The sequence below is a fragment of the Thermococcus paralvinellae genome (assembly GCF_000517445.1).
Taxonomy (GTDB): Archaea; Methanobacteriota_B; Thermococci; order Thermococcales; family Thermococcaceae; genus Thermococcus_B; species Thermococcus_B paralvinellae.
On sequence record NZ_CP006965.1, the window covers coordinates 266,755 to 291,395 of the forward strand.

At 40.5% G+C, this 24,641-nt stretch carries 22 protein-coding genes, 1 tRNA gene and 1 pseudogene; 14 read left to right on the plus strand and 10 right to left on the minus strand.

The genetic code is table 11. The features are described from left to right. Positions 1-29: 29 nt before the first annotated feature. From TES1_RS01480 to dnaG, 5 genes and pseudogenes are all read left to right on the plus strand, one after another. Positions 30-105 (plus strand) — tRNA-Arg (locus TES1_RS01480). Positions 106-714: 609 nt separating this feature from the next. Next, a complete protein-coding gene (gene hpkA / locus TES1_RS01485) occupies positions 715-918 on the plus strand; it encodes an archaeal histone HpkA (RefSeq protein WP_013466475.1) in 204 nt (67 codons plus the stop codon). A 79-nt stretch (positions 919-997) separates the two neighbouring features. Continuing rightward, positions 998-2,272, plus strand: a complete 1,275-nt coding sequence (locus TES1_RS01490; protein ID WP_042679582.1) for a TIGR04013 family B12-binding domain/radical SAM domain-containing protein — start codon at positions 998-1,000, stop codon at positions 2,270-2,272. Positions 2,273-2,351: 79 nt separating this feature from the next. After that, positions 2,352-2,748, plus strand: a pseudogene (locus TES1_RS01495) (toprim domain-containing protein); the annotation flags it as partial. A gap of 3 nt (positions 2,749-2,751) precedes the next feature. Further along, a complete protein-coding gene (gene dnaG / locus TES1_RS01500; RefSeq protein ID WP_042679585.1) occupies positions 2,752-4,134 on the plus strand; it encodes a DNA primase DnaG in 1,383 nt (460 codons plus the stop codon). A gap of 170 nt (positions 4,135-4,304) precedes the next feature. Here dnaG and tmk read toward each other — a convergent pair whose 3' ends face one another. From tmk to TES1_RS01515, 3 genes are all read right to left on the minus strand, one after another. Then, a complete protein-coding gene (gene tmk, locus TES1_RS01505) occupies positions 4,305-4,934 on the minus strand; it encodes a dTMP kinase (protein ID WP_042679587.1) in 630 nt (209 codons plus the stop codon). Positions 4,935-5,038: 104 nt separating this feature from the next. Then, positions 5,039-5,743, minus strand: coding sequence for a phosphohexomutase domain-containing protein (locus TES1_RS01510; RefSeq protein WP_042679589.1), 705 nt, complete (start codon positions 5,741-5,743; stop codon positions 5,039-5,041). Positions 5,744-5,754: 11 nt separating this feature from the next. Continuing rightward, the gene (locus tag TES1_RS01515; protein WP_042679591.1) at positions 5,755-6,840 is read right to left on the minus strand and encodes a nucleotidyltransferase family protein; all 1,086 of its coding nucleotides are present in this window, start codon (positions 6,838-6,840) and stop codon (positions 5,755-5,757) included. Between the two features lie 163 nt (positions 6,841-7,003). On the opposite strand from TES1_RS01515, the gene TES1_RS01520 reads away from it, so the two are divergent. From TES1_RS01520 to malP, 4 genes are all read left to right on the plus strand, one after another. After that, a complete protein-coding gene (locus TES1_RS01520) occupies positions 7,004-8,884 on the plus strand; it encodes a phosphoenolpyruvate carboxykinase (GTP) (RefSeq protein ID WP_042682642.1) in 1,881 nt (626 codons plus the stop codon). An 81-nt stretch (positions 8,885-8,965) separates the two neighbouring features. After that, the gene (locus TES1_RS01525; RefSeq protein ID WP_042679593.1) at positions 8,966-9,583 is read left to right on the plus strand and encodes a potassium channel family protein; all 618 of its coding nucleotides are present in this window, start codon (positions 8,966-8,968) and stop codon (positions 9,581-9,583) included. Next, entirely contained in the window at positions 9,570-10,163 is a 594-nt protein-coding gene (locus tag TES1_RS01530; RefSeq protein WP_042679595.1) for a potassium channel family protein, read from the plus strand. The genes TES1_RS01525 and TES1_RS01530 overlap by 14 nt, the downstream gene beginning before the upstream one ends. A gap of 114 nt (positions 10,164-10,277) precedes the next feature. Further along, positions 10,278-12,779 (plus strand): maltodextrin phosphorylase, encoded by a 2,502-nt coding sequence (gene malP, locus TES1_RS01535; protein WP_042679596.1) that lies wholly within the window; start codon positions 10,278-10,280, stop codon positions 12,777-12,779. Positions 12,780-12,783: 4 nt separating this feature from the next. Here the strand turns inward: malP and TES1_RS01540 are convergent, their stop codons facing one another. From TES1_RS01540 to TES1_RS01565, 6 genes are all read right to left on the minus strand, one after another. Continuing rightward, entirely contained in the window at positions 12,784-13,587 is an 804-nt protein-coding gene (locus TES1_RS01540; protein ID WP_042679599.1) for a class I SAM-dependent methyltransferase, read from the minus strand. Between the two features lie 119 nt (positions 13,588-13,706). Further along, positions 13,707-15,422: a glutamate--tRNA ligase gene (locus TES1_RS01545; protein WP_042679601.1), complete on the minus strand. Its 1,716-nt coding sequence runs from the start codon at positions 15,420-15,422 to the stop codon at positions 13,707-13,709. 158 nt (positions 15,423-15,580) lie between these two features. Then, the gene (locus TES1_RS01550) at positions 15,581-16,453 is read right to left on the minus strand and encodes a phosphatase PAP2 family protein (RefSeq protein WP_042679603.1); all 873 of its coding nucleotides are present in this window, start codon (positions 16,451-16,453) and stop codon (positions 15,581-15,583) included. Positions 16,454-16,462: 9 nt separating this feature from the next. Next, positions 16,463-17,326: an alpha/beta hydrolase gene (locus TES1_RS01555; RefSeq protein WP_042679605.1), complete on the minus strand. Its 864-nt coding sequence runs from the start codon at positions 17,324-17,326 to the stop codon at positions 16,463-16,465. Further along, on the minus strand, positions 17,323-18,627 hold the full coding sequence (locus tag TES1_RS01560) for an MFS transporter (protein ID WP_042679607.1): 1,305 nt from the start codon (positions 18,625-18,627) through the stop codon (positions 17,323-17,325). The genes TES1_RS01555 and TES1_RS01560 overlap by 4 nt, the downstream gene beginning before the upstream one ends. Positions 18,628-18,720: 93 nt before the next feature. Then, positions 18,721-20,049 carry an SLC45 family MFS transporter gene (locus TES1_RS01565; RefSeq protein ID WP_042679610.1) on the minus strand — a complete coding sequence of 443 codons (1,329 nt, stop codon included), beginning with the start codon at positions 20,047-20,049 and terminating at the stop codon, positions 18,721-18,723. A gap of 86 nt (positions 20,050-20,135) precedes the next feature. Here TES1_RS01565 and TES1_RS01570 point away from each other — a divergent pair, with 86 nt between their 5' ends. The 4 genes from TES1_RS01570 to TES1_RS01585 all read left to right on the plus strand — a co-directional run bounded on the left by TES1_RS01570 (position 20,136) and on the right by TES1_RS01585 (position 22,458). Next, positions 20,136-20,861, plus strand: a complete 726-nt coding sequence (locus TES1_RS01570) for a glycerophosphodiester phosphodiesterase family protein (RefSeq protein ID WP_042679612.1) — start codon at positions 20,136-20,138, stop codon at positions 20,859-20,861. A gap of 48 nt (positions 20,862-20,909) precedes the next feature. Next, the gene (locus TES1_RS01575; RefSeq protein ID WP_042679614.1) at positions 20,910-21,665 is read left to right on the plus strand and encodes a glycerophosphodiester phosphodiesterase family protein; all 756 of its coding nucleotides are present in this window, start codon (positions 20,910-20,912) and stop codon (positions 21,663-21,665) included. 75 nt (positions 21,666-21,740) lie between these two features. Continuing rightward, on the plus strand, positions 21,741-21,986 hold the full coding sequence (locus TES1_RS01580; RefSeq protein ID WP_042679616.1) for a UPF0175 family protein: 246 nt from the start codon (positions 21,741-21,743) through the stop codon (positions 21,984-21,986). After that, positions 21,973-22,458, plus strand: coding sequence for a DUF3368 domain-containing protein (locus TES1_RS01585; protein WP_042679618.1), 486 nt, complete (start codon positions 21,973-21,975; stop codon positions 22,456-22,458). Before TES1_RS01580 ends, TES1_RS01585 begins: the two co-directional genes overlap by 14 nt. Here the strand turns inward: TES1_RS01585 and TES1_RS11070 are convergent. After that, the gene (locus TES1_RS11070; protein WP_227738501.1) at positions 22,455-22,637 is read right to left on the minus strand and encodes a hypothetical protein; all 183 of its coding nucleotides are present in this window, start codon (positions 22,635-22,637) and stop codon (positions 22,455-22,457) included. The two genes, TES1_RS01585 and TES1_RS11070, sit on opposite strands and share 4 nt — an antisense overlap. Positions 22,638-23,081: 444 nt before the next feature. Here TES1_RS11070 and glpK point away from each other — a divergent pair, with 444 nt between their 5' ends. Then, entirely contained in the window at positions 23,082-24,563 is a 1,482-nt protein-coding gene (gene glpK, locus TES1_RS01590; protein ID WP_042679620.1) for a glycerol kinase GlpK, read from the plus strand. Positions 24,564-24,641: the final 78 nt, after the last annotated feature.

Sequence of the window (24,641 nt, forward strand, 5' to 3'; positions counted from 1 at the left end):
ATGTAAAGCGCAAATTAAAATCTTTTTGTGGGCCCGTGGCCTAGTGGATAGGGCGTCGGCCTTCGGAGCCGAAGGTCGCGGGTTCGAATCCCGCCGGGCCCGCCATTCTAGCAATAAACGAATAGAAATCGTCCTTCGAACGGAAAGGTGAAAACTATTTTAAAAGAGTTTAAACATCTAGCTAAATTTTCAAAAGCTTGGAAAACTACATTTTTCCATGCCTTTTCTTACTCTTCCTAGTTACTGGAGTTCTATGCTCTCTGCATCCCTTTTAGCTTATCTACCATCACAACCACTGTTATGGCTCTATTTCCGAAATCTGCCACTGTTATATGAGTAATTTCCATTAAACAGTATTCTTATACTTTTGTTGCTTAATACTGTCGCTAAGTATCCAAAAGTAGTTTCCTATCTTATGGTGATGCCGGTAGTCATGACTCTTTTTGAAGAATGAGAGTTGAGACTTATGTGCTCATATATACCTCTGTACCAGAATAGGAGCCTCTACCCAGGTGGTGCCTCTTATTTCGCTGATTGTCTATATGGGCAAATATATTAAACTCAACATACCTAAAAATTTTCAATTGGGCATTTACATGAGATTTATTAGCGTACAGCTGATTAAAAGCCATGAGAGTGCTTTATTTACCGAAAGGTTTATATATCTTTAAACGCAAAAAGAATATTGAAAAACCCTTTAAGGAGGTGTTATGAATGGCTGAGTTGCCAATTGCCCCAATTGACAGATTGATTAGAAAGGCTGGTGCTGAGAGAGTTAGCGAGGAGGCAGCCAAGGTTCTCGCTGAGTACCTTGAGGAGTATGCAATTGAGCTTTCAAAGAAGGCTGTTGAGTTTGCCAGACACGCTGGCAGAAAGACAGTCAAGGCCGAGGACATCAAGCTCGCTATCAAGGCTTGAGGGTATTATCCTCTGCTTCTTAGCTTTTTTATTTTGATTTTTGGGCAATTTTTAAAAATACATTCTGAAAGTTTTTACCATGCATGAGATAGCAATCCGCATGACAAAAAGGAACCACAATGCTTTTGTCCACCTTCTCGGAGCATTAGAGAGTCAAGGATTTGACATTGGTGAGCTTTTGATAACTAAGGACTTCAACGAAATCCTCAAAGCAAAGCCTAAGGTTGTTCTGTATTCATTCTTCACTGAGGAAATTTGGGAAGTTGGGGATGAGGGTAAAATTCTGAGAGAGAAATTTAATCCTCTCTTAGTTGCTGGTGGTTATCACCCAACTGCAATGCCAAAGCACACTTTAAATGTTTTAGGCTTTGATATTGCTGTAATTGGAGAAGGGGAAGAAGTTATCTATCAGCTTTTGACAACTCTAAAACGAACCAAATTTAAAATTACAAAGGAGCTATTGTCTATTCGCGGTCTGGCATTCTATTTGAATGGAGAATTTGTGTTTACGGGCTTTGCTAAAGTTGATGACTTTACTAAATTTCCTCCTTTTGCGGAGAGTTCTCTTTTAATTGCACCCATTGAGATAAGCAGGGGCTGTCCTTTTGGTTGCTACTACTGCCAGACACCTTACGTCAAAGGTTTTCGCATGAGGCACAGACCGATAGATCAGATTGTGAGGTATTCAAGAAGAATGAAGGATATGCGTTACATCACTCCAAACGCCTTTGCCTACGGAAGTCCGGGAGCAATTTTAAAACTTGATAAACTTGAAGCCCTTCTAAAAGCTCTGCAACCGTTAAGAAAAGAAGGACGGCGTTTATTTTACGGAACGTTCCCGAGTGAAGTGAGGCCAGAATTTGTAAAGCCCGAAACCCTTGAGCTTCTCATAAAGTATGCAGACAACAGAAGACTAGCCATTGGAGCGCAGAGCGGGGATGATGCCATGCTTAAGGCTATGCACCGCTTACATACAGTTCGCCATGTGATGGAAGCTGTTGAATATATGGTTGAATACGGCATTGAGCCGATTGTTGATTTCATTGTCGGCTTGCCAAATGAAAGCGAAGAGAGTCAAAGAAAAAGCATTGAGCTAATGAAGTGGATTATGCGTAAGGGTGGAAAAGTCAGGGCTCACTACTTCATGCCCCTACCGGGAACCCCTTGGGCTAGATGTAAACCTTCACCATTAAGCGAGGAGATGAAAAAGTTTTTGGGCAGAATGGCCGCTAAAGGCTACATTGAAGGTTCATGGGGCATTCAGATTCAGCTTTCTAAAAAACTGCAAAGATTGATTGAGGAATTTTGTGAAGAGCCTATGAGCTACATTGGGAAAGTTAAGGAGGTTTGCTGAGTAAAATTGTCATATTTATGTCAAATTATCCTCCCAAAAATTTATAACCTCATAAACTTCTCATCAACACGACGGCAAAATGTATGCCGAAAACTATAAAAGATTCGAACTGCTGATAGATAAATTGCGAGAGTTTGATGGTGTTATCATCGTGGAAGGTTTGCGAGACGAGGTGGCTTTAAGAAAGTTGGGGGTCAGAGCGGAGATAATAAGGCTCTCACGCTTACCGCTCTCAGAAGTGGCTTTAATTGCTTCACAGTATCATGAGGTCATGATATTAACTGATTTGGACAGAAAAGGTGAAGAGTTGGCGAAAAAGCTGACTCAATATTTGGAAGGCTATAAATGCAGAGTGGATACAGAGACTAGAAAAGAGCTCAAAATGATTGCAAAAAAGGACATTAAGGGCATTGAAGATCTGTACGGGCTTTACCTAAAAGTCCATCTCCGTTTCTGACCCCCTTGAGGAGGGGATTTCCTTGAAAAGAAAGAGGACAGTGCTCCAACACATTTTATCGGAAAAGCAAAAGTTTGAAAAAAGAAAAGAAGGTGGGAACATGTCAGCAAAGGATGATTTTGGAACAACTAAATATGTAATCTACGCTGAATTTGAGGCAAACGGCGTTGTTGAAAGACCGGATGTTGTTGGTGCTATTTTTGGTCAAACCGAAGGCTTACTCGGAGACGATTTAGATTTAAGAGAGCTCCAAAAGACTGGTAGAATTGGAAGAATAAAAGTTGAGGTTCACACAAAGGCTGGAAAAACGTATGGAACAATTACAGTGCCATCAAGCCTTGATAGAGTAGAGACAGCAATTCTAGCAGCTGCTCTGGAAACAATAGACAGAGTTGGACCATGTGAGGCGAGGATTAAAGTAATCAAAATTGAAGACGTCAGGGCAACAAAGAGGAAATACATCATTGAGAGAGCTAAGGAGATACTTGAGACACTTATGGAGGAGGAAATTCCAGAAAGTCAAGAGCTCACTGAAGAAGTTAAAAAGGCAGTCAGAGCAAAAGAGCTTATTGAATATGGTCCAGAAAAATTGCCTGCTGGACCTCATGTGCCGTTCTCAGATTCAATTATCGTGGTTGAAGGAAGAGCCGATGTGCTTAACCTTCTCAAGCACGGAATAAAGAACGCCATAGCCGTTGAGGGAACTTCAGTCCCAGAGACCATTATCAGATTAAGCAAGGAAAGAATTGTAACAGCATTCACAGATGGGGACAGAGGTGGAGAGCTTATCCTTAAGGAGTTGCTACAAGTTGCTGACATTGATTATGTAGCAAGAGCGCCAGAAGGAAAGGAAGTTGAAGAACTTACAAAGAAGGAAATAATAAAGGCTTTAAGAAGCAAGGTACCAGCAGAGCAGGTTATAAATGAGCTGTTCTACAAAGGTAAAAGCTTCTATGATTTAATCAAGGAAAAAGAGAGAGAAAAAGAAAGGATTGAGGAAGCAAAGAAAGAGGAGCCAAAAGTTGAAAGGCCAGTAGTTGCTAAGGAAGAGCCAAGGGAAGTGAAAGTTGAACCAAAGAAGGAGGAGAAATATATAAAACCAATTCAAGTGCCAAAATCAGCTGAGTTAGAGAAGTTTAAAGATTTCATTGAAAAAGTTAAAAACAACTCAACAGCAATCCTTTTAGATGAGAACAAGAACGTCATTGCAGAAATCCCGGTTAGAGACTTGCTTAGCTCACTGAATGACAAGGAAGGTGTGTATGCTGTAATCTTCAACGGGATAATAACACAGAGGTTAATTGACATTGTCAGTGAAAAAGGGGTTAAATACCTTATTGGAGCAAGAAAGGCAAATGTAGTTAGAAGACCTATTGATTTGAAGATTCTTACATTTGCTGAGTGATTTTTTCCTTCTTTTTAACTTAAACGGCCTCAGCTAACCCTCTTTTCTTCACCGCTCAGAGTGGCTAACGCTCATCATTGGCTAAGAGTTTTTAAAGAAAAGAGGATTAAAAGCTTTGGGATGATGTGCGTTTACCGGTCTGATAGATGATGACATCGGCACTATCTGACCTATTCCTTTTTGCTTAAAATTTCGTGTTCCACTAATGCAACTATGTCGTTGTGTACATCTTCAATTGAAGCAAGAGCATTTACGATTTTCATTTCTGGGAACATCTCAACAAGTTTCAGATAATTTTCTCTAACCTTTTTTTGGAGCTCCGCTATTTTGTCAAACTCGGACTTAAGCTTTCTACCATTTATCCTTTTCATGCTTTCCTTAACAGGTAAGTCAAGCAGAATCACTAACTCAGGTCTAATTGCAAACTTGTTCAGATTTATGAGCCACTCCAAATCTAAACCGCGGGCCCATTGGTAGGCGAGAGATGAATAGAAATACCTATCAGAGATAACAACTTTTCCGGCCTTGAGAGAAGGTTCTATCAATTTTTTCACGTGCTCAGCCCTATCTGCAGCGAAGAGAAGAGCTTCGGCTTCATGGCTTATTTTTGCTCCATCAATAATCCCTTCTCTGCCCCCTGTTAAAACTAGCCTTCGTATGAGCTTACCAAAAGCTGTATCTGTTGGTTCTTTTGTTAACACAACTTCATATCCTCTTTTTTCAAACCATTTTGCTAGCAGTTTTGCCTGTGTAGATTTACCAGCACCATCGATGCCTTCCAAGACAATAAAAATACCCACAGTTGACACCTCCGAAATTGAGAACTATGTAGTAAGGTGGCAGAGCAGCTTTTAATTCTTTTTGCTTAAAATTTTCAGAAAATTTTAAAAAGGCATGAAAAGATTTACAGTCTCTTTAGGTAGTCTAAAAGCTTCCACATGCTTCCAAAGGATTTTTCTTCTCCCTCTTTGTAAATCTCTACAATCCCCTCTGGTCTGAAGCGCAATCCAAAATCATATTCTCCTTTCTTGAGCTTTTGCAAGAAAACTTCTTTTGGCTTTGGTGGCAAATAGCTTGTCATCATGTCGTTTATGAAGTCAGCATCAAAGCCAAAGTGCTCATTGAAACGTGGGAACAAAAGCACTGCTGGGGTATTCATACAGTCTACCAGCGCTTTTCCTTTGATCTTAAAATTGTAGTGCTTAAATACTTCGTGGAGAAAGTCGTCCAGGGCGTTTGGATAGTAAACAGTTGCCCCTATGTCATTTGGTGGCGCTTCAATGAAGTTTCTACTTTCTACTATGGCTTCAATCTCATCGCTGTCAAGTCCACTAATTTCAACCCTTACTCCTCCGTGATAATAAACATAAGCTAAGGGTAGTCCTTTCCTATGGGCAAAGTCCTTCAATGCAATTAGAGGAATAAGCCTGACATCCATGATTGTTGAGCCTGTGCTTACTATACCAACAACAAGAGCTCTCTTTCCATATCTTGATATTGCTCTTCCATCTCTTCCTACTATTATGGTCCCCTGAGAGACAGTTCCAATTGCTCTACCAAGTAAGGCCAATTCCTCAGGATTGAACTTTTCCGAACGATAAATCTCCATTTTGTATCACCTCAGTCAGGTAAAATTATACTTTCTTTTCCAATTCTGGACTCAACCCAAATCTTAACGTTAGCACCAATCTTGCTGAATTCTTCGATTACGGTATTATCACCAATAACGCTTCCGGCCTCTATCTCAACGCCTTTGCCTATGTATACATTTTCTCCAATTATTGCCTCTCGTATTTCAGCCCCTTCCTCAATTGTAACATTGGAAAATATTACCGAACGTTCTATTTTAACATTTCTGCCAATCTCTACATTGTCTCCCAATACCGCAAATCCTCTAATCTCAAATTTTCTAAGCTTGCATCTCTCCCCAGTAACTATTGCTCCTCCGTATTCCAAGTTACCCTTTAGGGTGTCAACTCTGATTTCTGGTAGTTTTAGTTTTCCAAGAAAGACATCTTCTGTTGCTTGCAGATAACTTGAGGGCCTTCCAACATCATTCCAGTACTCTTTGAAGGGGAATCCATAGAGAGGTAAATTCTCTTCAAGCATTTTTGGAAATAAATGGAGGGAATAGTCAAATTTTTGACCTTTGGGGACTAGATCAAAAACCTCTGGTTCAAATACGTAAATTCCAGCATTTACAAGGTTGCTGAATGCCTCTTCTGGTCTTGGTTTTTCTTTAAAGCGAATTATTCTATTTTCGCTGTCAATAATTGCAATTCCATATTGTGTTGGATCTTCAACCTCGCTTAGTGCTATAGTTGCGAGTGCTTTCTTCTTTTTATGATACTCGTAAAGTGCTCGGATATCTAAATTAGTGAGGACATCACTTGATGCGACTATGAACGTATCTTCAATTTTATTAGCTACTTTTTTTGTGGCTCCAGCAGTTCCAAGTTTTACATTCTCTCCATTTGAATAATGAATTTCAATCCCAAAATCGCTCCCATCACCAAAATATTCCATAATTCTCTCCTTGAGATAACCTACAAGAACAAATACTTCATCAACACCAGCATCTATTAGGCTCTTGAGAATATACTCCATTAGCGGCTTATTAAAGAATGGTATCATTGGCTTTGGTCTGTAGACAGTTAGCGGTAAGAGACGAGTTCCCTTGCCCCCTGCCATTATTACTGCTTGCATCTTTAACACCAAGAATTAGTTAAGGGAAAGATATTTAATATACTTTTTGCTGGTTTTTCCATAAGCCTGAAACTTTTATGGTAAATCTTGGTTTTTGAAGAAAAAGCTTTTGTGAAACTTTTTAAGATGCTCATCTAAACTTATGATGGTGGTATTAATGAACATTACAGCCCTCGAATATTTGAAAGAAAGACTTGAACCCGAGCAATTTGAGAAAATTGCTGCAATAGACAATCCTGAACTTCATGAGTTTCTTGCAAAGTACATAAAGCTCCTCAATCCATCAAAAATCTTCGTTGCTACGGATTCTCCTGAAGATGAAGAATATATACGGAAGAAAGCAATTGAATATGGGGAAGAGAGGCCGTTAGCAACTCCGGGACATACGGTTCATTTTGATAATTATTACGACCAAGCAAGAGATAAGGCAAACACAAAAATTCTCGTACCAAAAGGTGCCGATTTGGGACCCTTCATCAATACTAAAGACAGAGAGGAAGGTCTCAGGGAAATTCACGAACTTATGAAGGATATAATGATTGGAAAAGAGCTCTTCATATGCTTCTTTGTTCTCGGTCCAAAGAACTCGGTTTTCACGATTCCGGCTGTTCAGCTTACAGACTCAGCTTATGTAGCTCACAGCGAGTTTCTCCTTTATAGAAAAGGATATGAAGAGTTTAGGCGCTTGGGAAGAGAAGCTAAGTTCCTCAAGTTTGTTCACTCAGCTGGTGAGCTTGATGAGAGAAAAACAAGCAAGAATCTTGACAAGAGGAGAATTTACATTGATTTAGAAAGTGAGACGGTTTATTCCGTAAATACACAATATGGTGGAAACACAATCGGTTTGAAGAAGTTGGCCTTCCGTTTAACCATTAGGAGAGCAGTCAAAGAGGGTTGGCTTTCAGAGCACATGTTCCTTATGAGAGTGAACGGTCCAGAGGGAAGAAAAACCTACTTCACCGGTGCATTCCCATCAATGTGTGGCAAAACATCAACGAGTATGATTCCATGGGAGAACATTGTTGGTGATGATTTGGTCTTTATAGTTGACATGAAAGGTGAAGCAAGGGGGACAAACGTTGAGGCTGGGGTTTTTGGAATAATTCACGGAATAAACAAGGAAGATGACCCAATAATATGGGAAGTCCTCCATTCGCCTAACGAGATAATATTTTCAAATGTTCTAATCAAGGATGGAAAGCCATACTGGACAGGAATGGGCGAGGAAATTCCAAATGATGGGGAAAATCATAGTGGAAAATGGTGGAAAGGGAAGAGAGATGCTGAAGGGAATGAGATTCCACCAAGTCACAAGAATGCACGTTTTACAGTTAGACTTGATGCTTTTCCAAATCTTGATAGAGAAGCTTTAGATGCTCCATGTGGTGTTAAAATAGGTGGAATGATTTACGGGGGAAGGGATAAAGACACGTGGCCTCCAGTGAGAGAGGCATTTGACTGGACGCATGGGGTAATAACTATGGGGGCCGCACTTGAAAGTGAAACAACTGCCGCAACCCTTGGCAAAGAGGGCGTCAGACAGTTTAATCCAATGTCGATTCTTGACTTCCTTTCAGTTCCAATTGGCGAATACATACAAAATTACATCCGCTTTGGAGAGAGACTTAGAGAGAAGCCAAAGATATTTGCAGTAAACTACTTCCTTAGAGATGAGAACGGAAACTGGTTGAACGACAAGCTTGACAAAGCTGTCTGGCTTAAGTGGATGGAGCTTAGGGTTCATGGAGATGTAGATGCTATTGAAACACCAATCGGGTATATTCCAAAGTACGAAGACCTCAAGCGATTATTTAAACAGGTTCTCAACAGAGAATATAAGAAGGAGGACTATGAGAAGCAGTTCATGATAAGAGTTCCAGAGCTTCTTGCAAAGATTGACAGGATAGAGAAAATCTACCGCGAAAAAGTTAAAGATACTCCAGAAATCCTTTTCAAAGTGCTTGAAGAAGAAAAGCAAAGACTTCTTGAGGCAAGGGAAAAATACGGGGATTACATATCTCCATTCCAGTTTGAGAGGGCTTAGCGTCTTTAACATTTTTTCAACCTTTTTTATGGAAAAACCTAAAAACGAAATATACATACTGACCCTTGGTGAGGAGAGGGGATGGAAGATATAGAGGAATTTGAATATCAGCCAAGAAGCGTTAAAGATCTCTTTATTGAGATGAAAAACATTGCTGAGCTTATGGTTGATCTGGCATATACTTCTATTCTGTTCGGTGATAAGGAAATTGCTGAGGAAGTCCTAGATCTAGAAGAGCGAATGGACTTGCTCAACTATCAGATGACTCTCCATGCAGTTTTAGCAGCAAGGAACGTTAAAGAGGCCGAAAAGGTCACTTCGATTCTCCAAATGGCAAATGCTATAGAAGATATCTCCAATGCCGCTGGAGACTTAGCAAAGATGGTGCTTGAAGGACTTGAACCGCACCCGGTTATAAAGGAGGCAATTCTTGAAAGTGAAGAGGTCATAGCAAAAATTGTCGTCAGTCCGGATTCAATTCTTGTTGGGAAGACTCTTGGAGAACTCGATTTAGCAACAAACACTGGAGTATGGATAATAGCGGTGAGAAGAGGTAAGAGGTGGATTTTTGGCCCAGATAAGGATTTCAAGATAAAACCTCACGATGTACTTATAGGTAGAGGGACACATACTTCAGTCGAGCATTTGAAAGAGATAGCGAGAGGAGTTATTAGGGTGGTTGGCAATGAAAGAGCTTGAGGAGATTAAAGATTGTTTAGTTGAAATGAAGAACCTATCATCCCTGATGGTTGATTTAGCGTTTTCATCTGTCATGTATAACAGTGAGGATATAGCCGATGAAGTTTACATTCTTGAGGAAAAAATGGATGAGCTGACTTTAAAAGTTAAAAAACTTGCTTTAAAAGCTGCAAAACATGAAGATAATCCAGAGAAACTTTTGAGTATCATAGAGATGGCAACAATAAATGAGCAGATATCAGATTCCGCTTATGAGATAGCTGATTTGGTTTTAAGGGATGTTGAGCCCCATCCTATAATCAGAAAGATTATGCATGATGTAGAAGAGGAAATTGGAAGAGTTAAGGTGAATAAAGGTTCTATCCTTATTGGAAAGAGCCTTAAGCAGCTCAAATTGCCAACAAAAATTGGTGTTCGCTTAATAGCAATAAAGCGTGGAAGCAAATACATATACAATCCCACTAAGGATGAAGAAATAAAAGAAGGGGACATCCTTATAGCGGTTGGTTCGGGAATTGATCGCTTGAGAGAACTTTCTAATGAAAAAGGTGAAGAGGGAGAGAGGATAGAGGAGGAGTAAATTTTCTTTTACTTTTTATGCTGTTCTATTTTATTAAACCTTTTGCCAAAACCCTTTTATGTATCACTGCCAATGAGTATAGTAAGTTGACCAACGATCATTGGGGTGTTGTACATGGATGTGGAATTAATTATCAAGAAAAAGTTGCCTGAAAATATTAGAGGCTTAGTGAAGCTTGCCTATAATTATTGGTGGAGTTGGAGTCACAAAGCCACTAAAATGTGGATGTATATTGATGAAGAGCATTGGAGGGAATACAAAAATCCTGTGAAGCTTCTCCTTGATGTGAGCGATGAAAGATTAAAAGAGCTTGCAAGGAATGATGATTTCCTTGATTTATATGAGCTCGTCATGAATAATTTTGAAAAATACATGAGTGAGGAAAACACCTGGTTTTCAGTTAACTATCCCAAATGGGATAAACCAATAGTTTACCTATGTATGGAGTATGGTATCAGTAAGAGCCTTCCAATTTATTCGGGTGGTCTTGGAATTCTTGCTGGTGATCACATAAAAACGGCAAGCGACTTAGGTTTGCCTTTCATCGCAATTGGTCTCCTCTACAAGCATGGCTACTTTAAGCAGGAGATAGATGAAAACGGTAGACAGATTGAGATATTCCCCAGCTACAATCCCAAAGAAATGCCAATGAAGCAGATTTTTAAAGAAAACGGTGAGCCCCTTTTAATTGAAGTTCCAATTGAAGACAGAATAGTTTATGCGAGAGTTTTTGAAGTAAATGTTGGAAGAGTTAAGCTATACCTCCTTGATACGGACGTTGAGGAGAACAGCGAAGAAGACAGAAAAATATGTGATTACCTTTACAACGCTGAGCTTGACAAGAGAATTAAGCAAGAGATTCTGCTTGGAATTGGTGGAATGCGTCTTTTGAAAGCACTCAAGATTGAGCCTGGTGTAATTCATCTCAATGAAGGCCATCCAGCATTTGCGAACTTTGAGAGAATTGTATGGTATATGCAAGAAGGTCTCAGTTTTGAAGAAGCTTTAGAGGTAGTTAGAGGAACAAGTGTTTTCACAACTCATACACCAGTTCCAGCAGGTCATGATGTTTTCCCAGTATGGTTTGTTGAAGAAAAGCTCACAAAGTTCTTTGAAGGTTTACCCAAAGAGAAGTTCTTGGCATTGGGCAAGGTTGAGGAGGAAGACCCGAACTTTAACATGAGCCTTTTAGCTATAAAAACTTCAAACTTCGTAAATGGGGTCAGCAAACTTCACGCTGAAGTTACAAAGAAAATGTGGTTGAATCTCTGGAAAGGAGTTCCGCTCGATGAAATTCCAGTTGAGGGCATAACAAATGGAATCCACACATCCACGTGGGTTCACGAAAAGTTGGCTCGCCTATATGACAGATATATGGGAAAGGTCTGGAGAGAACATGTAAACTTGGAAGGCATTTGGTATGCAATTGAAAGAATTCCAGATGAGGAGCTTTGGGAAGCACATCTAAAAGCCAAGAGGGATTTAATTGAACTTATCAAGAGGAAGATTAGGGAAAGGAATGCTCGCTTAGGCATTGATGAACCAGCTCCAGAAATTGATGAGAATGCTTTAATAATAGGATTTGCAAGGAGATTTGCAACGTATAAAAGAGCAACCTTAATTTTGACTGACCTTGAGCGCTTAAAGAGGATAGTGAACAATCCAGAGAGACCCGTTTATATAATCTTTGCAGGAAAAGCTCATCCAAGAGATGAAGCTGGAAAGGAGTTCTTGAGGAGAGTTTACGAAGTTTCCCAGATGCCTGAATTTAGAGGCAAGATAATTGTTATAGAAAACTATGACATGGGTTCTGCTCGTTTGATGGTTGCCGGCGTTGATGTATGGCTCAACAATCCAAGGAGACCTCTTGAAGCTAGTGGAACAAGCGGTATGAAAGCTGGACTTAACGGCGTCTTAAACTTGAGCATCTATGATGGCTGGTGGGTTGAGGGCTACAACGGAAGAAACGGCTGGGTTATAGGAGAAGAAACAACAGAACCAGAGACTGAAGAAGACGATATAAAGGATGCTCAAAGCTTGTATGATATCCTTGAGAATGAGGTAATTCCACTCTATTATGAAAATAAGGAAGCATGGATCGGCATGATGAAAGAGAGCATAAAAAGCATAGCACCGAGATTCAGCACCCACAGAATGGTTAAGGAATACATGACAAAGTTCTATACAAAGGCTATGGAGCACGGTATCTGGCTTATTAGAGACAACTTCCGTTGGGCAAGGGAGATAGCAGCCTGGAAGAAGAAAGTGCTCGAAAATTGGGACAAGGTGAGCATTGAAAAAATACTTACAGAAGATGCCAAAGCAGTGGAAGCTATTGTAAACCTTGGAAATCTAAGTCCTGAGGATGTGAAAGTTGAACTTTATTATGGAGTGAAAGCCAAGGACTACATCATTGAGAAGCCATATATAGTTGAACTCAAAAGACCAGAGCATCTGGGCAATGGAAGATACAAATACAAATACGAGGGCAATGCTTTGCGGAATATAGTTAACCCATGCTGGCATTATGCAGTGAGAGTTTACCCCTACCACCCAAAGCTGCCATACAAATTCCTTCTTGGCGGCTTGATCAGGTGGCGTGGACTGCTTGAATGATTCTTTATCTTTTTGCTTTTATCCAACCTACTGGTGGGTGTTCCTCTCCGTATTTTTGGAGTTTCTCATAAGCGTTCTCCCACTTTTTGAGCAATTTTTTCCGTTTTTCAGTGTCTCTGATTTTCTCAACGTATTCTCTCGGAATGTAGGCTAAGAAGTGTGGTAAATTAGGTTCAAAAGTTCCATATCCTTTAATTTCTCCACCTGCTTTTTCTATAAACTCCATTAGCTTTTCAAGTGGGAAATAATGCAGATCATCTTTTCTGCCATAGAGAGCTTCGAATATCTCCTCTCTGAGGTTGTACATCTCAAGATGGACTTCTTGCCTCTTTGTTTTAGCTATTGGCAAACTTTCAGCAATAAAAATTTCATCAGCAACGCGGAGCATCTCGCTAATTATTTTAACAATTGTCTCCTCATTCCTTAAGCTTCTAATTCCATGAATTAAAACTGCTAAATCAAAGCTCTTGAAGGGAAATGGTAAATTTTGGGCATCAATTTTCATAGGAATGACTCTCCTCCAAAGCCCAGCGTTCTTAACAATCTCCTTAAAATACGTCCATCTTGCTAAATCCACAGCAACAACTCTTCCAGTTTCCCCAACCATGTAAGCTAACGGCACTGTTGATATGGCATGAGCTCCGCAGCCTATCTCAAGAATATTCATTCCTTCTTTAATCCCGGCAAATTGCAAAACTTTAAAACGTTCGAGCATCTCAATGTGGAGCCAGTTATTGGGAAGAGAAGGTTCATCCCTTGGTGGTATCTTTGAAAGAATATCTTTTACAAATTCTTTTTCAGAGTTCACGGCTGAACACCGATTACATTGTAAAAACAGCTCTCTTTAAAGCTCTTTTGCAGAAAAAGATTTAAAAGTTGAGGTTGATATTTATGCAGACAAAAATTTTGAAAGAACAAATAAGGCCATCACTTGTGGGCAAATATTGCCCTAACGACTCCATTTTCAATGGCATCAATTCTGACAAAGCCGAACCTTTCGAACTGCACTATGTCGTCAACTTTAACATCTGCATCTTTCTCAAGCAGACCTCTCTTGACTATGAGCTCATCTCCCTCTGGAATTATAACTTCGCATTCTTTTCCTTCTGGAACCCAGTGAATCATATGCCATCTGTGTTCTCTCGCCTTTTCATATTCAATGCTGTCAAACTCTGCAACTATCTTCTCTTCACTGACCTCAAGGAGCTTAACATTGAAGAGGTCTTTGAGCCTTATGTATCCACTCTTTTTAAGCAGCTCCAAATCATCTTTTGAAACATAAATTGGTTTTTCTGGCATGAATTTGAGCTCTCTGTATCCTCTCTCGGGATGATCTGGATGGAGCGGAACTTTTGCAGTGAATTCTTTGTCAAAGCCTTTGATATACATTGGAATTGGGTCAGCAACAAAGAAATAGCGGTTTGCTATCGGGTCAATCAGCTTTCTGTTTATCGCAGCCAAGTTGTCCCAGCTTATGGTTGTGTCACTCCTTTTAAGCCCGACGCTTACTATGAGTTCTTTAATAGCCTCCGGAAGGATTCCTCTTCTCTTTAATGCCCTAATTGTTCCTAATCTCGGGTCGTCCCAGCCTAGGTATCTGCCCTCCTGAATTCCTTTTCTCGTTTTTGATTTGCTCAGAATTACTCCTTCAATTGACAATCTACCATGATGAACAGTTACTGGATACTCCCAGCCGAAATACTCGTAGATATATCTTTGCCTCGTCTCATTCTCGGCATGCTCTTGTCCTCTGAAGATGTGAGTTACGCCGAGATCATGGTCATCGATAGCTGATGCGAAGTTATAGAGTGGCCAAACTCTGTATTTATCCCCAGTTCTGGGATGATCTGGATTGTCAATTATTCTTAAAGCGGGCCAGTCTCTTACAGCAGGATTTGGATGATTTAAATCAGTTTTTATCCTAACAACAGCTTCTCCTTCTTTATAAGTTCCGTCAAGCATTTTTCTCCATTCTTCAAGCTGAACTTCTGGAGGTAAATCTCTATGTGGACAGGCTTTTCCCCCATCTCTAAGCTTTCTAAATTCCTCGGGCTTACAAGTGCAAACGTAAGCTTTACCCATCTTTATTAGCTCTTCAGCATACTTGTAATAAATCTCAAGCCTGTCGCTGGCATAATGGATTTCATCAATCTTGAAGCCGAGCCACTTTAAATCCTCAATTATCCACTCATAAAAGATGGGCTCGGGTCTCTTCACCTTAGGATCGGTGTCATCAAATCTCAAAATGAACTTGCCATCATACATCCTCGCATATTCGTGGCTTAAAATAGCTGCACGGGCATTTCCCAAGTGAAAAGCACCATCGGGATTTGGTGCAAATCTTGTAACTACTTTACCCTTCTCAGCTTTGGGAAGCGGGGGCAAACCTTTCTTTTCTTCGTGCTTCTTCTCTACCTTCTTAAAGAACTCCGGATAAATCTCTCTGAGCTTTGCCTCTTGCTTTTCTATGCTCATACTGTTGACTTCTTCAACTATCTTACTCACAATAGGAATTATTTCCCTAGCTTTTGGTCTCAGCTCTGGATGGCTGCCGAGAACTTTGCCTATGACTGCCTTAGGGTTAGCTTTTCCACCGTGCTGAATTGCGTTGATGAGCGCGTACTTTAAAATTAACTCTTCCATACTATCACCTCTAAAAGAGTGAGCGTTGGGAGAGTTATAAATCTTCTGAAATTTCTGGAATGTCTCTGGGCAGTTGATGTTTTTGAAAGTAAGAATATCTAGCGAAGAGGCAAAAGCTTTAGAATCTAAGGGCAACCAGAAAAAGCTAAGAGATGGGTCTAAATATTATTGTTCATCTTATACCTATCAAAAAGCCTTAAAAACGTCCAAGGAACCAAAAACACCATTGCGAATGTCGATAATGCAAATGTTGGCAATCCGGGAGCTCCAGATTTCCAAGCGACGTAGCCAGCCCCACTGACAAATAGACCAATAGTCGTCATTATTGCCCTCTTTTTAAGAGGTATCTCTGATGTATCTGGCAGATTGAATTGTTTAAATGCTGAATATCCCACCACAGCACCAATTAGAGAACCCTCAACTATTGAAAATGTTTCGTTGGCATACCCAACACTCCTTGATATTACAGGGAGCAGAAGGCTTAGAATAATCCCTAACAGAGCAACTTTTGGCGTGTATTTGATTTTTTCCTTTAGATACACCCCAATGAAAATAACTGCTGTTCCCAGCAGAATTCCGCCAAATATATCTCTCCAATAGTGGACTCCTAAAACTATTCTAGAAAGCGAAATTAGGACTATCATGGCCAAGCAGAAAAAGTGAACTCCAATGCTCTTTTTTGTATAGGCAAAGTATCCGAATACCATACTTGAGCCTTGAGCATGCCCGCTTGGAAAGCCATATCCTCTGGCTTCAACTATTCTGTAACTCTCGGGAGGTCTCGGCAGCTTGAAGAAATTTTTAAGGAACAGATTAATCCACATGCCGAAAATGAAAGGAATAAAGAGTGCTATTCCATATGATGAGCTGTAGCCGAGGTATATCACTGGGATTAAAACCATGTAAAATTTCTCATCTCCGAAGAATGTTATAGCCTTCCAAAATGCATAAACTTGAAAGTGGGTTGCTAAAACGGAAGAAAGCATGAGAAAAATTGAAACAGCAAGTAATGCCTTGTCAAGTCTCCTCATAGTTGCACCTCAAAGGTATTTCTCGAAAAACTCCAGAATTCTCTTCTTATATTCATCTTTTGCTAGGAGTATTGTCCTGACATGAGGAGCTTCTGTAACCCAAAGCTCAACGTTTTGATTGATTTTCTTATTCCTTTCATGGAACTCCTGGATTTCTTCAACTTTAACGAGCGGGTCTTTCTTTCCAGCTATTAGTAAGAGGGGCTTCTTCACTTTGTCTGCATATTCTAATGGATGAACAGGTTTTCCGCCGCTTATCCACATTGTGAAGGGCTTAACAAAGATATATAGCCATTTGGGGAGCTTTGCAAAATATTTGAGCCCTCTTGCTCCTGTTTTGTCGAGGTGCATTGGTGGAGAATCGGCAACTCCACAGCAGACTCTTTCGTCTTCAGCCAGAGCCCTTATAGTGACCATTCCACCCATTGAAAAACCTATAAGTCCAATCTTCTTAGCTTTCTCTGGGTGATTCTTCCTAAGCCAGTCAATTGCTGAGACTAGATCAATCAACTCTTTGTCCCCAACTGTTGTGTATTTTCCCTCACTCTTTCCATGTGCTCTGAAGTCAAAGGCAAGAACATTGTAGCCAGCTTTTAGTAGAATCTCCATCGTCGGTTTTATGTAGATGTCGTTCCATTTGCTTGAGGTGTATCCGTGGAGTGGGATTACTGTTTTTTCATTTTCTTGGTCAATCCACCATGCTTGAAGTTTTAGACCGTCTCTGGTTTGTATCATCACTTCCTCGTAGTTATAGCCTAAATCTTTTGGTGTCCACTCTTTAATCTCTCTCGGTGGCTTGACCATTTTGTACGCTACAAAGACCACAAAGAGGAAAAAGAAGACTAAGAGGATAACCAAAATTTTCAGAATCATGACTGCTCACCCGGCTCAAGGTTCTTCATACGCCATATCATTGGCATGGCCAACAACACAAGCAGTGCACCGATTGGGAATAAAATGCGGTAATTTTCACCGGCTAAGTCAACTATTGCACCACCAATTGTTCCTGCTAAAAGCACTGGTAGTGAACGAGTAGCTTCAAAGAATCCATAGTATCTGCCCGTAAATGCCTCTTTCTCATAGTGCGTCAATAAATCGCCGATAACTGGATAAGATGCTGCCATTAGTATTCCCCAACCTATTCCAGCTAATCCCAATGCTATCACTATTTCTGTTTGCGTTCTTATGAACCATCCCCAAAGTTGCGGCAAGGCAAAAATGATGCCTCCGAGAATTATGCTGAGCCTCCTTCCAAGCTTGTCATAGATTATTCCTCCAGGTAGAGCTCCAAGAAGGACTGTTATGTTGAATAGAGCCATTAAGTACAAGCCGAGAGATGTCACGGCTTTAACGTTCTCTTCAGTAGCTGAACCGTGGAGGATAAATGCAAGAATTCCATAGAGGAAGATTGCTATGAACTCAAAGCTCATCCACCAGAGTGTTTGTGCAGCATAGAACTTGAGGAAGTCCTTGTTTTCAACTATGCTCTTTAAATATCCGATGAGACTTTCGTCCTCTTCAATTTCTGGTGCTTTTGGTTCTTTAACTATGAAATACACAAACAATGCTGCACCGATGAGAAAGGCAGCGGTTACTATGAAAGGTATCTTTAGATATGGTGTTTGAGCTAGGGCTTTTATACCTTCGGCTTCTCCTGTTTCGGCAACAGCTTTGGCTATCAAAAATCCTGCTAACCCAAAGAGGAAAAGATTGCCTGCCCATTCCAAAAGCGTAATTACACCGCTCGCTTTTCCTCTTTCACCACTCTCTATTGTGTCTGGCATTAAGGCTCTAAACTGTGCGGTGTATAGGTGCATTGAGAAGTAGAAGAATGCTAGCGTTAGTGCGAAACCTGCCAGAGGTACTCCAAGTGCATAGGCAGTGTAAATCATTAACGCTGCAACTCCAGCCAATATTCCCCCGATCATTATGAAAGGTCGTCTCCTTCCATGTTTTGATTTCAATGTATCGCTGTAATATCCCAAGAGTGGTGGGATTAGCAGTCCAATGATACCTTCAAGGGCTAGGATTGTTCCTTTGATAAATGCAGACTGAGTATAGCTGGAAAGCAATGGAAAGGAAAGTCCTTTATTTAATGCCCATCCTACACTTCTACTAAAACCAAGAAGCGCTAATCCCAAGACTACTCCCCAGCTGAACCTTTTACGCTCCATTACACCCCCTCCGTTTTTGCTAAATAAAAATTAAGTTTCTGAAAGTTTTATGCTTTATGGTGGTTGGAAAACAAGAAAAAAGCAAAAAGAAAGTCAATCCATATCTGGAATTAGCTCGTATATGTCTTGTGGCGTTTGCCCTACAATGTCTCCTCTTCTGACAAACTGGACTGCAATCAGTGCCAAGACAAAGAATATTGTAGCAAAGATGAGCAACGACTGATATCCAAAGTGGTCTATTGCTATTCCAGAGAGAGGTGGCGCAAAGATGTTCGCTGCCATTGAGAAGAAGTAGTAGAGACCCGTATAGCCACCAACTTTTTCTTCTGTTGTCATGTCAACGACCATTGGGAGTGAGTTTACGTTCACCATCCCCCATCCAAAGCCTCCAAGGAGGAAGAGTCCGGCAAACGCTTTTACAACGAGGTTTACTGCTATTTTCCCGCTTGCAGCTTGGGTTCCGAGATATAAGGCAATAAGCATTACAACTATTATCACGAATAGTCCTAGTGTTATTGTTCTTTTTCTTCCAATTTTTCCTCCTATGAATCCTGCAGGGATTGAGAACACCATAAATCCTAAGGCGAAAAGTCCAAGCAAGAATGCTCCGGTGCTTTCTTTTATTCCTAGTTCAAACTTTGCGTAGCTTGTGAAAAATGTTTCTAGGGAATTAAATGCTATGAACCACAAGAATATTGCCAGCAAGATGAATAGAAGGCTCTTTTCTTGGCTTGCAAAAACGTCTTTGAGATTCTCCTTCAGCTCCCCAAAGCTTTCGTGACTCGTTTTCTTGAGCAGTTCCCATAAGCTGACCTTTTCCTTTGATGGCTTTCTGTATTCTTCCGGTTCTTTTATAAAGATGACAACCAGCAAATTGGCAATCAACATCATTGCGGCTCCAACATAGAAAGGTAGGGCATAGTTGATATCATAGAGAGCTTTTCCTCCAAAATACGCGAAGAGTGCACCTAATCCACCCATAAAGTTTATTATTCCATTTGCTTGGCTTCTGAATCTAGATGGGGTTATATCTGGCATTAGAGCAATTACTGGAGATCTAAAGACTGCCATGAAGAAGTTCATCAAGATGATAGTTCCCATCATTAGGGCTAAGTTTTTGTGTGCCCTTGCAACTGGTATCAAAGCAAAGAATATTGCTGCAGATGGTGCCCCTATTAGAATATAAGGCATTCTCCTTCCCCATCTTGTTCTTGTTTTATCACTTAGTGCTCCAAGGTAGGGAAGCATAACAATTGCAAAGACATTGTCTATAACCATTACAATACCAATTATAAATGAGCTCAGTGCAAAGTCTTTCAGAAATATTGGCACATAAGCGTTGTACAATGCCCAGATAATGCTTATTCCGAAGAATCCAAATCCCAAAAGGAATATCCTTTTATAGCTGAACTTTTCGTTCATTATTGTACACCTCCTGCATTTGATGCATATTTTTGTCTAAGTGACAAGACATTTTTAAATTTTGAGCATATGTATTTGGAGTTGTGATGAAAATGTCCAGAGCTCTAGTCCTTGGTCACAGTGGCTTTAGGGAGTTATATCCAGAAAACACTATAATAGCGTTTGAAAAAGCAATTAAAGCTGGAGCCGATGGAATTGAGTTTGATGTTTGGCTCACAAAAGATGGAAAGCTTGTTACACTTCATGACGGCAAATTTAGGACAAATGATGAAGTTTACTGCATTAAGGAGTTGAGCTTAGAGAGCCTTAGAAATCTCCACCCTTATGGCAAATTTATCCCAACTGTTGATGAACTTTTTGAAAGGTTTCCCAACTCAATTTTTAATATTGACGTGAAGGATAAAGAAGCTGTAAAGCCTCTTTTAAAACTTGTTGAGAAGTTTGACAGCTTTGATAGGGCGATATTTTCATCTCCAAGCCCCGAGACACTTAAATTTATTAGAGAACATTCTAAAGAAGCTATGCTTGGATTTTCTATAGTCACGGAAGCTGGAATAGCCAAAGCAGCGTTGCTTAAAAGAAACTTGAACTTGTATTCCCTCCACGTGCCGTTAGATGGTATTAGCTATGTGGGATTCCCTATGTTTGTTGCTCTGTTAAAGTGGGCAAGAGGGTTGGGAGTTAAGGTCTTTATGTGGAACTATGAAATGGATGAGCTTTTCTGGTTGCCTAGATTGAAGGGATTATATGACGGAATTATTGCAGATAACGTTGTAAAAGTACTAAATCTCTTAGAATTAGGCGTTCTTTAGGCAAAATGTTTTTAAACTGTAGAAGGTGTTTCTTTTGAGGCGATGGACATGCCAAGCTGGGAAGAGAACAGAGTTTTAGTCCTTGGACATAGAGGATTCATGTCAAAATATCCTGAGAACAGTATTTTGGCATTTGTTGAAGCTATAAGTGCTGGTGCAGATGGTATTGAGCTCGACGTCTGGCTGACCAAAGATGGGAAAGCGATAATAATGCACGATGAAACTTTAGAAAGAACTGCAAAGATAAAGAAAAAGACCAAGGATGTTACTCTTGAGGAGATAAAGGCTGCTGACTTGGGGATGGGTCAGAGGATTCCAACTCTTGAGGAAGTTTTCCAAGCTATCCCAAAAGATGCTCTCATTAATATCGAGATTAAAGATGTAGATGCTGCAGAGGAGAGTATTAAAATAGTTAGAAAATTTGATGCCTGCGATAGAGTTATGATTTCTTCATTCAACATCGATGCCCTCAGAAAGGTTAGGGAATACAGCGAAAATGTTAGACTTGGCCTTTTAATTGATAATGAGCAGGTAGTCCCACAAATTCCTAAGCTGAAGAAAGAGCTCAAGCTCTGGTCTGTGAATGCTCCTATGGAAGGAATACCAATTATTGGATTTGAGAAGTTCAGGCAGGCTTTGGCTTGGGCTAAGAGCTTGGGATTAAAGGTTGTGCTTTGGACTGAAAATGACGAGCTATACTATCAAAATGACAACTTAAAGCGCTTAGTGGGTCTTTTTGATGTCATAATTACGGATGATGTTGCAAGGATGATTGAATATCTGAAGAGTTTAGGTTTGAGGTGATTCCTTTTATTTCTTCATGCTTGAGTGAGCGAAGGAATTATATATTGCCGGAGTGTATTCCTAGATGGTGGGAAGATGGAAATTGTGATTCCTGATGATGTTCTTATATCGCTCAAGCTTCCCAGAAAGGAGCTTGAAAAGGAGCTTAAGCTCGAGTTAGCGGTTATTCTTTATCAACGGGGAGCATTGTCACTTGGGAAAGCCGCTAAACTTGCGGGCATTACAAAAAGGAAGTTCCTGGAGGAACTTGCAAAAAGAGGGATTCCAAGACACTACACAGAAAAGGAACTTGAGGAGGATTTGGAGTTTGCCCGTAGTTAGCAACTCCACACCGTTAATTCACTTGGCTAAGATTGATAGACTCGATCTTCTAAAAGAGTTCTTTGGAGAAATCTTTATTCCTGAAGCCGTTTATAGAGAGTGCATCCTTGAGGGTAAAGGTTCAGAAGATTCTGAGCTCATTGAAAAGGCTGAGTGGATTAAAGTTGTGAGAATAAAAGACGAGACCCTCAAAAAGTCTTTAATGCTCGAGCTTGATGAGGGAGAAAGTGAGGCAATAGTTTTAGCCCTTGAGATGAATTCCGAATTGCTCCTCATTGATGACTATGATGGTAGGGAAATTGCAAGGGCATTAGGTTTGAAAGTTACAGGAACAATTGGTGTCTTGTTAAAGGCAAAGTTTCAAGGAAAAATCACCAGCTTAAAAGAGGAGCTCGAAAAGCTCAAGAAAACCGGCTTTTGGCTAAGCGATGAGCTTTATAAAAAGATATTGGAAGAAGTTGGAGAGAGTTAAGTTTCCTTTGCCTTCTTCATGCCGATTTCAACGCCCTTGGCTATGGCTTCTTGGAGAAGTTGCTGAGTCTTAAAGAATCTATACCTGCGATAAGCAAAAATCCCAATAATTAAAGCGGCAAATGTTGATAAACCATCAATCATGGCCAAATACAAATTTCCAGAGGAGTAATACGCCATAGGGTTAAATAAAAACCCTAACGCCCAAATGAATATGAAGCTTTTGTAAATTTTTCTGAATCTTCAAGGGACTCTCCTAGGATGCTACCTTTTTCCTCTGGACATCCCAGATACTTAAAAATACGATAAATACATAAACAATGCCTAGGAAGTACCTAACTCCTACAGAGATATAATCAGTGTCCATTTCCCTTCTCCCTCCGGGATATTAGTAAATTTCTATTCTCTTTTGAAATATTTATAGATTTTCCCTTCTCCTGAAGGGTGAATATATCGGGGCGAGGGACGTCAGCCCCCGATAGATGAGAAAAAGCGAGGTGTGGAGCGGAGCTCCACTACAGGGGATTGAAGGTAGAGGAAGATAAGGGGGCGGAGCCCCCTTGTCGTCCCTCACCGAAGGGTTAATATATCTAACTTGGTGATTTTTCATTTTGGTGAACATCAATGGACAAATTTATACTTTCTCTTGATGAAGGGACAACTTCTGCTCGGGCAATAATCTTCGACAAGGAGAGTAACATCTTGGGGGTTGGGCAGTATGAGTTTCCCCAGTATTACCCAAAGCCAGGATGGGTTGAACATAATCCTGAAGAAATCTGGGATGCTCAGCTTAGGGCTATAAAAACAGCTCTAGAAAATGCTAAAATCACTCCAGAGCAGATAGCAGCAATTGGAATAACAAATCAGAGGGAAACAACGATAATCTGGAACAAAGATGGAAAGCCGGTTTACAATGCTATTGTCTGGCAGTGCAGAAGAACTGCGGAGATAATTGAGGACATTAAGCGAAATTATGGAGAGATAATAAAGGAAAAGACGGGACTTGTTCCAGATGCCTATTTTTCAGCTTCAAAGATCAAGTGGCTCCTTGACAACGTCCCAGGTTTGAAAGAAAAAGCTCAGAAAGGGGAAGTGATGTTTGGAACAATTGACACCTTCTTGATTTACGAGCTCACAGGTGAACATGTTACTGATTACTCCAATGCCTCAAGAACGATGCTCTTCAATATCAAGAAGCTAGAGTGGGATGAGGAGCTTTTGGAAATCTTCGGAATTCCAGATGCAATTTTGCCTGAGGTTAAGGAGTCAAGTGAGATTTATGGCTACACTAAAAAAGAGCTGTTTGGTGTTGAGATTCCAGTGAGCGGAGACGCTGGGGATCAGCAGGCAGCTCTGTTTGGGCAGGCATGCTTTGATGAAGGCATGGTAAAAGCAACTTACGGCACTGGAAACTTCATCCTCGTCAATACAGGCAATAAAATAAAGTATTCCCAAAACCTTCTCACGACCATAGCTTGGGGATTGAATGGAAAAATCAGCTATGCCCTTGAGGGAAGCGTTTTTATAACCGGCGCAGCTGTTCAGTGGCTTAGGGATGGGTTAAAAATTATAAACAGTGCAGCTGAAACCGAGGAACTTGCCTCAAAGTTAGCATCAAATGAGGGAGTTTACTTTGTACCAGCCTTTGTTGGTCTCGGTGCTCCTTACTGGGATCAGTTTGCAAGGGGTTTGATAATTGGTATAACAAGAGGCACTACAAGGGAGCACCTTGCGAGAGCTACGCTTGAGGCGATAGCGTATCTCACGAAAGATGTGATAGATGATATGGAGAAGGAAGTTTCAATCAAGGAGCTTAGGGTTGATGGGGGAGCAACCAAGAACAACTTCCTCATGCAGTTCCAAGCTGACATCTTAGGAAAAATGGTCATAAGACCTGTTGTTCAAGAGACAACCGCTTTGGGAGCTGCATATCTGGCTGGTTTAGCAGTGAACTACTGGGAAAGCTTAGAGGAAATCAGAGATCTTTGGAAAGTTGAAAGAGTGTTTGAACCAAAGATGGATGAGAAAGAGAGGGAAAAGCTCTACAAGGGTTGGAAAGAGGCCGTAAAAAGAGCTCTAGGATGGGCAAGGATCATTGGAATTTAAGTTCTCAAATTTTGGTTTTAGGGCATTATTGAAAGTATTTTCACATTTAAAGCCTGTTGGAAGCAGAAAATATTTAAA

Bases quoted from the DNA above. Each gene is read 5' to 3' on its own strand.
- TES1_RS11070 (WP_227738501.1), bottom strand. From the start codon at position 22,637: ATGGCGTATTACTCCTCTGGAAATTTGTATTTGGCCATGATTGATGGT.
- hpkA (WP_013466475.1), top strand. From the start codon at position 715: ATGGCTGAGTTGCCAATTGCCCCAATTGACAGATTGATTAGAAAGGCT.
- malP (WP_042679596.1), top strand. From the start codon at position 10,278: ATGGATGTGGAATTAATTATCAAGAAAAAGTTGCCTGAAAATATTAGA.
- TES1_RS01515 (WP_042679591.1), bottom strand. From the start codon at position 6,840: ATGCAAGCAGTAATAATGGCAGGGGGCAAGGGAACTCGTCTCTTACCG.
- TES1_RS01575 (WP_042679614.1), top strand. From the start codon at position 20,910: ATGCCAAGCTGGGAAGAGAACAGAGTTTTAGTCCTTGGACATAGAGGA.
- TES1_RS01510 (WP_042679589.1), bottom strand. From the start codon at position 5,743: ATGGAGATTTATCGTTCGGAAAAGTTCAATCCTGAGGAATTGGCCTTA.
- TES1_RS01565 (WP_042679610.1), bottom strand. From the start codon at position 20,049: ATGAACGAAAAGTTCAGCTATAAAAGGATATTCCTTTTGGGATTTGGA.
- TES1_RS01545 (WP_042679601.1), bottom strand. From the start codon at position 15,422: ATGGAAGAGTTAATTTTAAAGTACGCGCTCATCAACGCAATTCAGCAC.
- TES1_RS01550 (WP_042679603.1), bottom strand. From the start codon at position 16,453: ATGAGGAGACTTGACAAGGCATTACTTGCTGTTTCAATTTTTCTCATG.
- TES1_RS01555 (WP_042679605.1), bottom strand. From the start codon at position 17,326: ATGATTCTGAAAATTTTGGTTATCCTCTTAGTCTTCTTTTTCCTCTTT.
- TES1_RS01490 (WP_042679582.1), top strand. From the start codon at position 998: ATGCATGAGATAGCAATCCGCATGACAAAAAGGAACCACAATGCTTTT.
- TES1_RS01530 (WP_042679595.1), top strand. From the start codon at position 9,570: ATGAAAGAGCTTGAGGAGATTAAAGATTGTTTAGTTGAAATGAAGAAC.
- glpK (WP_042679620.1), top strand. From the start codon at position 23,082: ATGGACAAATTTATACTTTCTCTTGATGAAGGGACAACTTCTGCTCGG.
- TES1_RS01570 (WP_042679612.1), top strand. From the start codon at position 20,136: ATGAAAATGTCCAGAGCTCTAGTCCTTGGTCACAGTGGCTTTAGGGAG.
- TES1_RS01525 (WP_042679593.1), top strand. From the start codon at position 8,966: ATGGAAGATATAGAGGAATTTGAATATCAGCCAAGAAGCGTTAAAGAT.
- TES1_RS01560 (WP_042679607.1), bottom strand. From the start codon at position 18,627: ATGGAGCGTAAAAGGTTCAGCTGGGGAGTAGTCTTGGGATTAGCGCTT.
- TES1_RS01580 (WP_042679616.1), top strand. From the start codon at position 21,741: ATGGAAATTGTGATTCCTGATGATGTTCTTATATCGCTCAAGCTTCCC.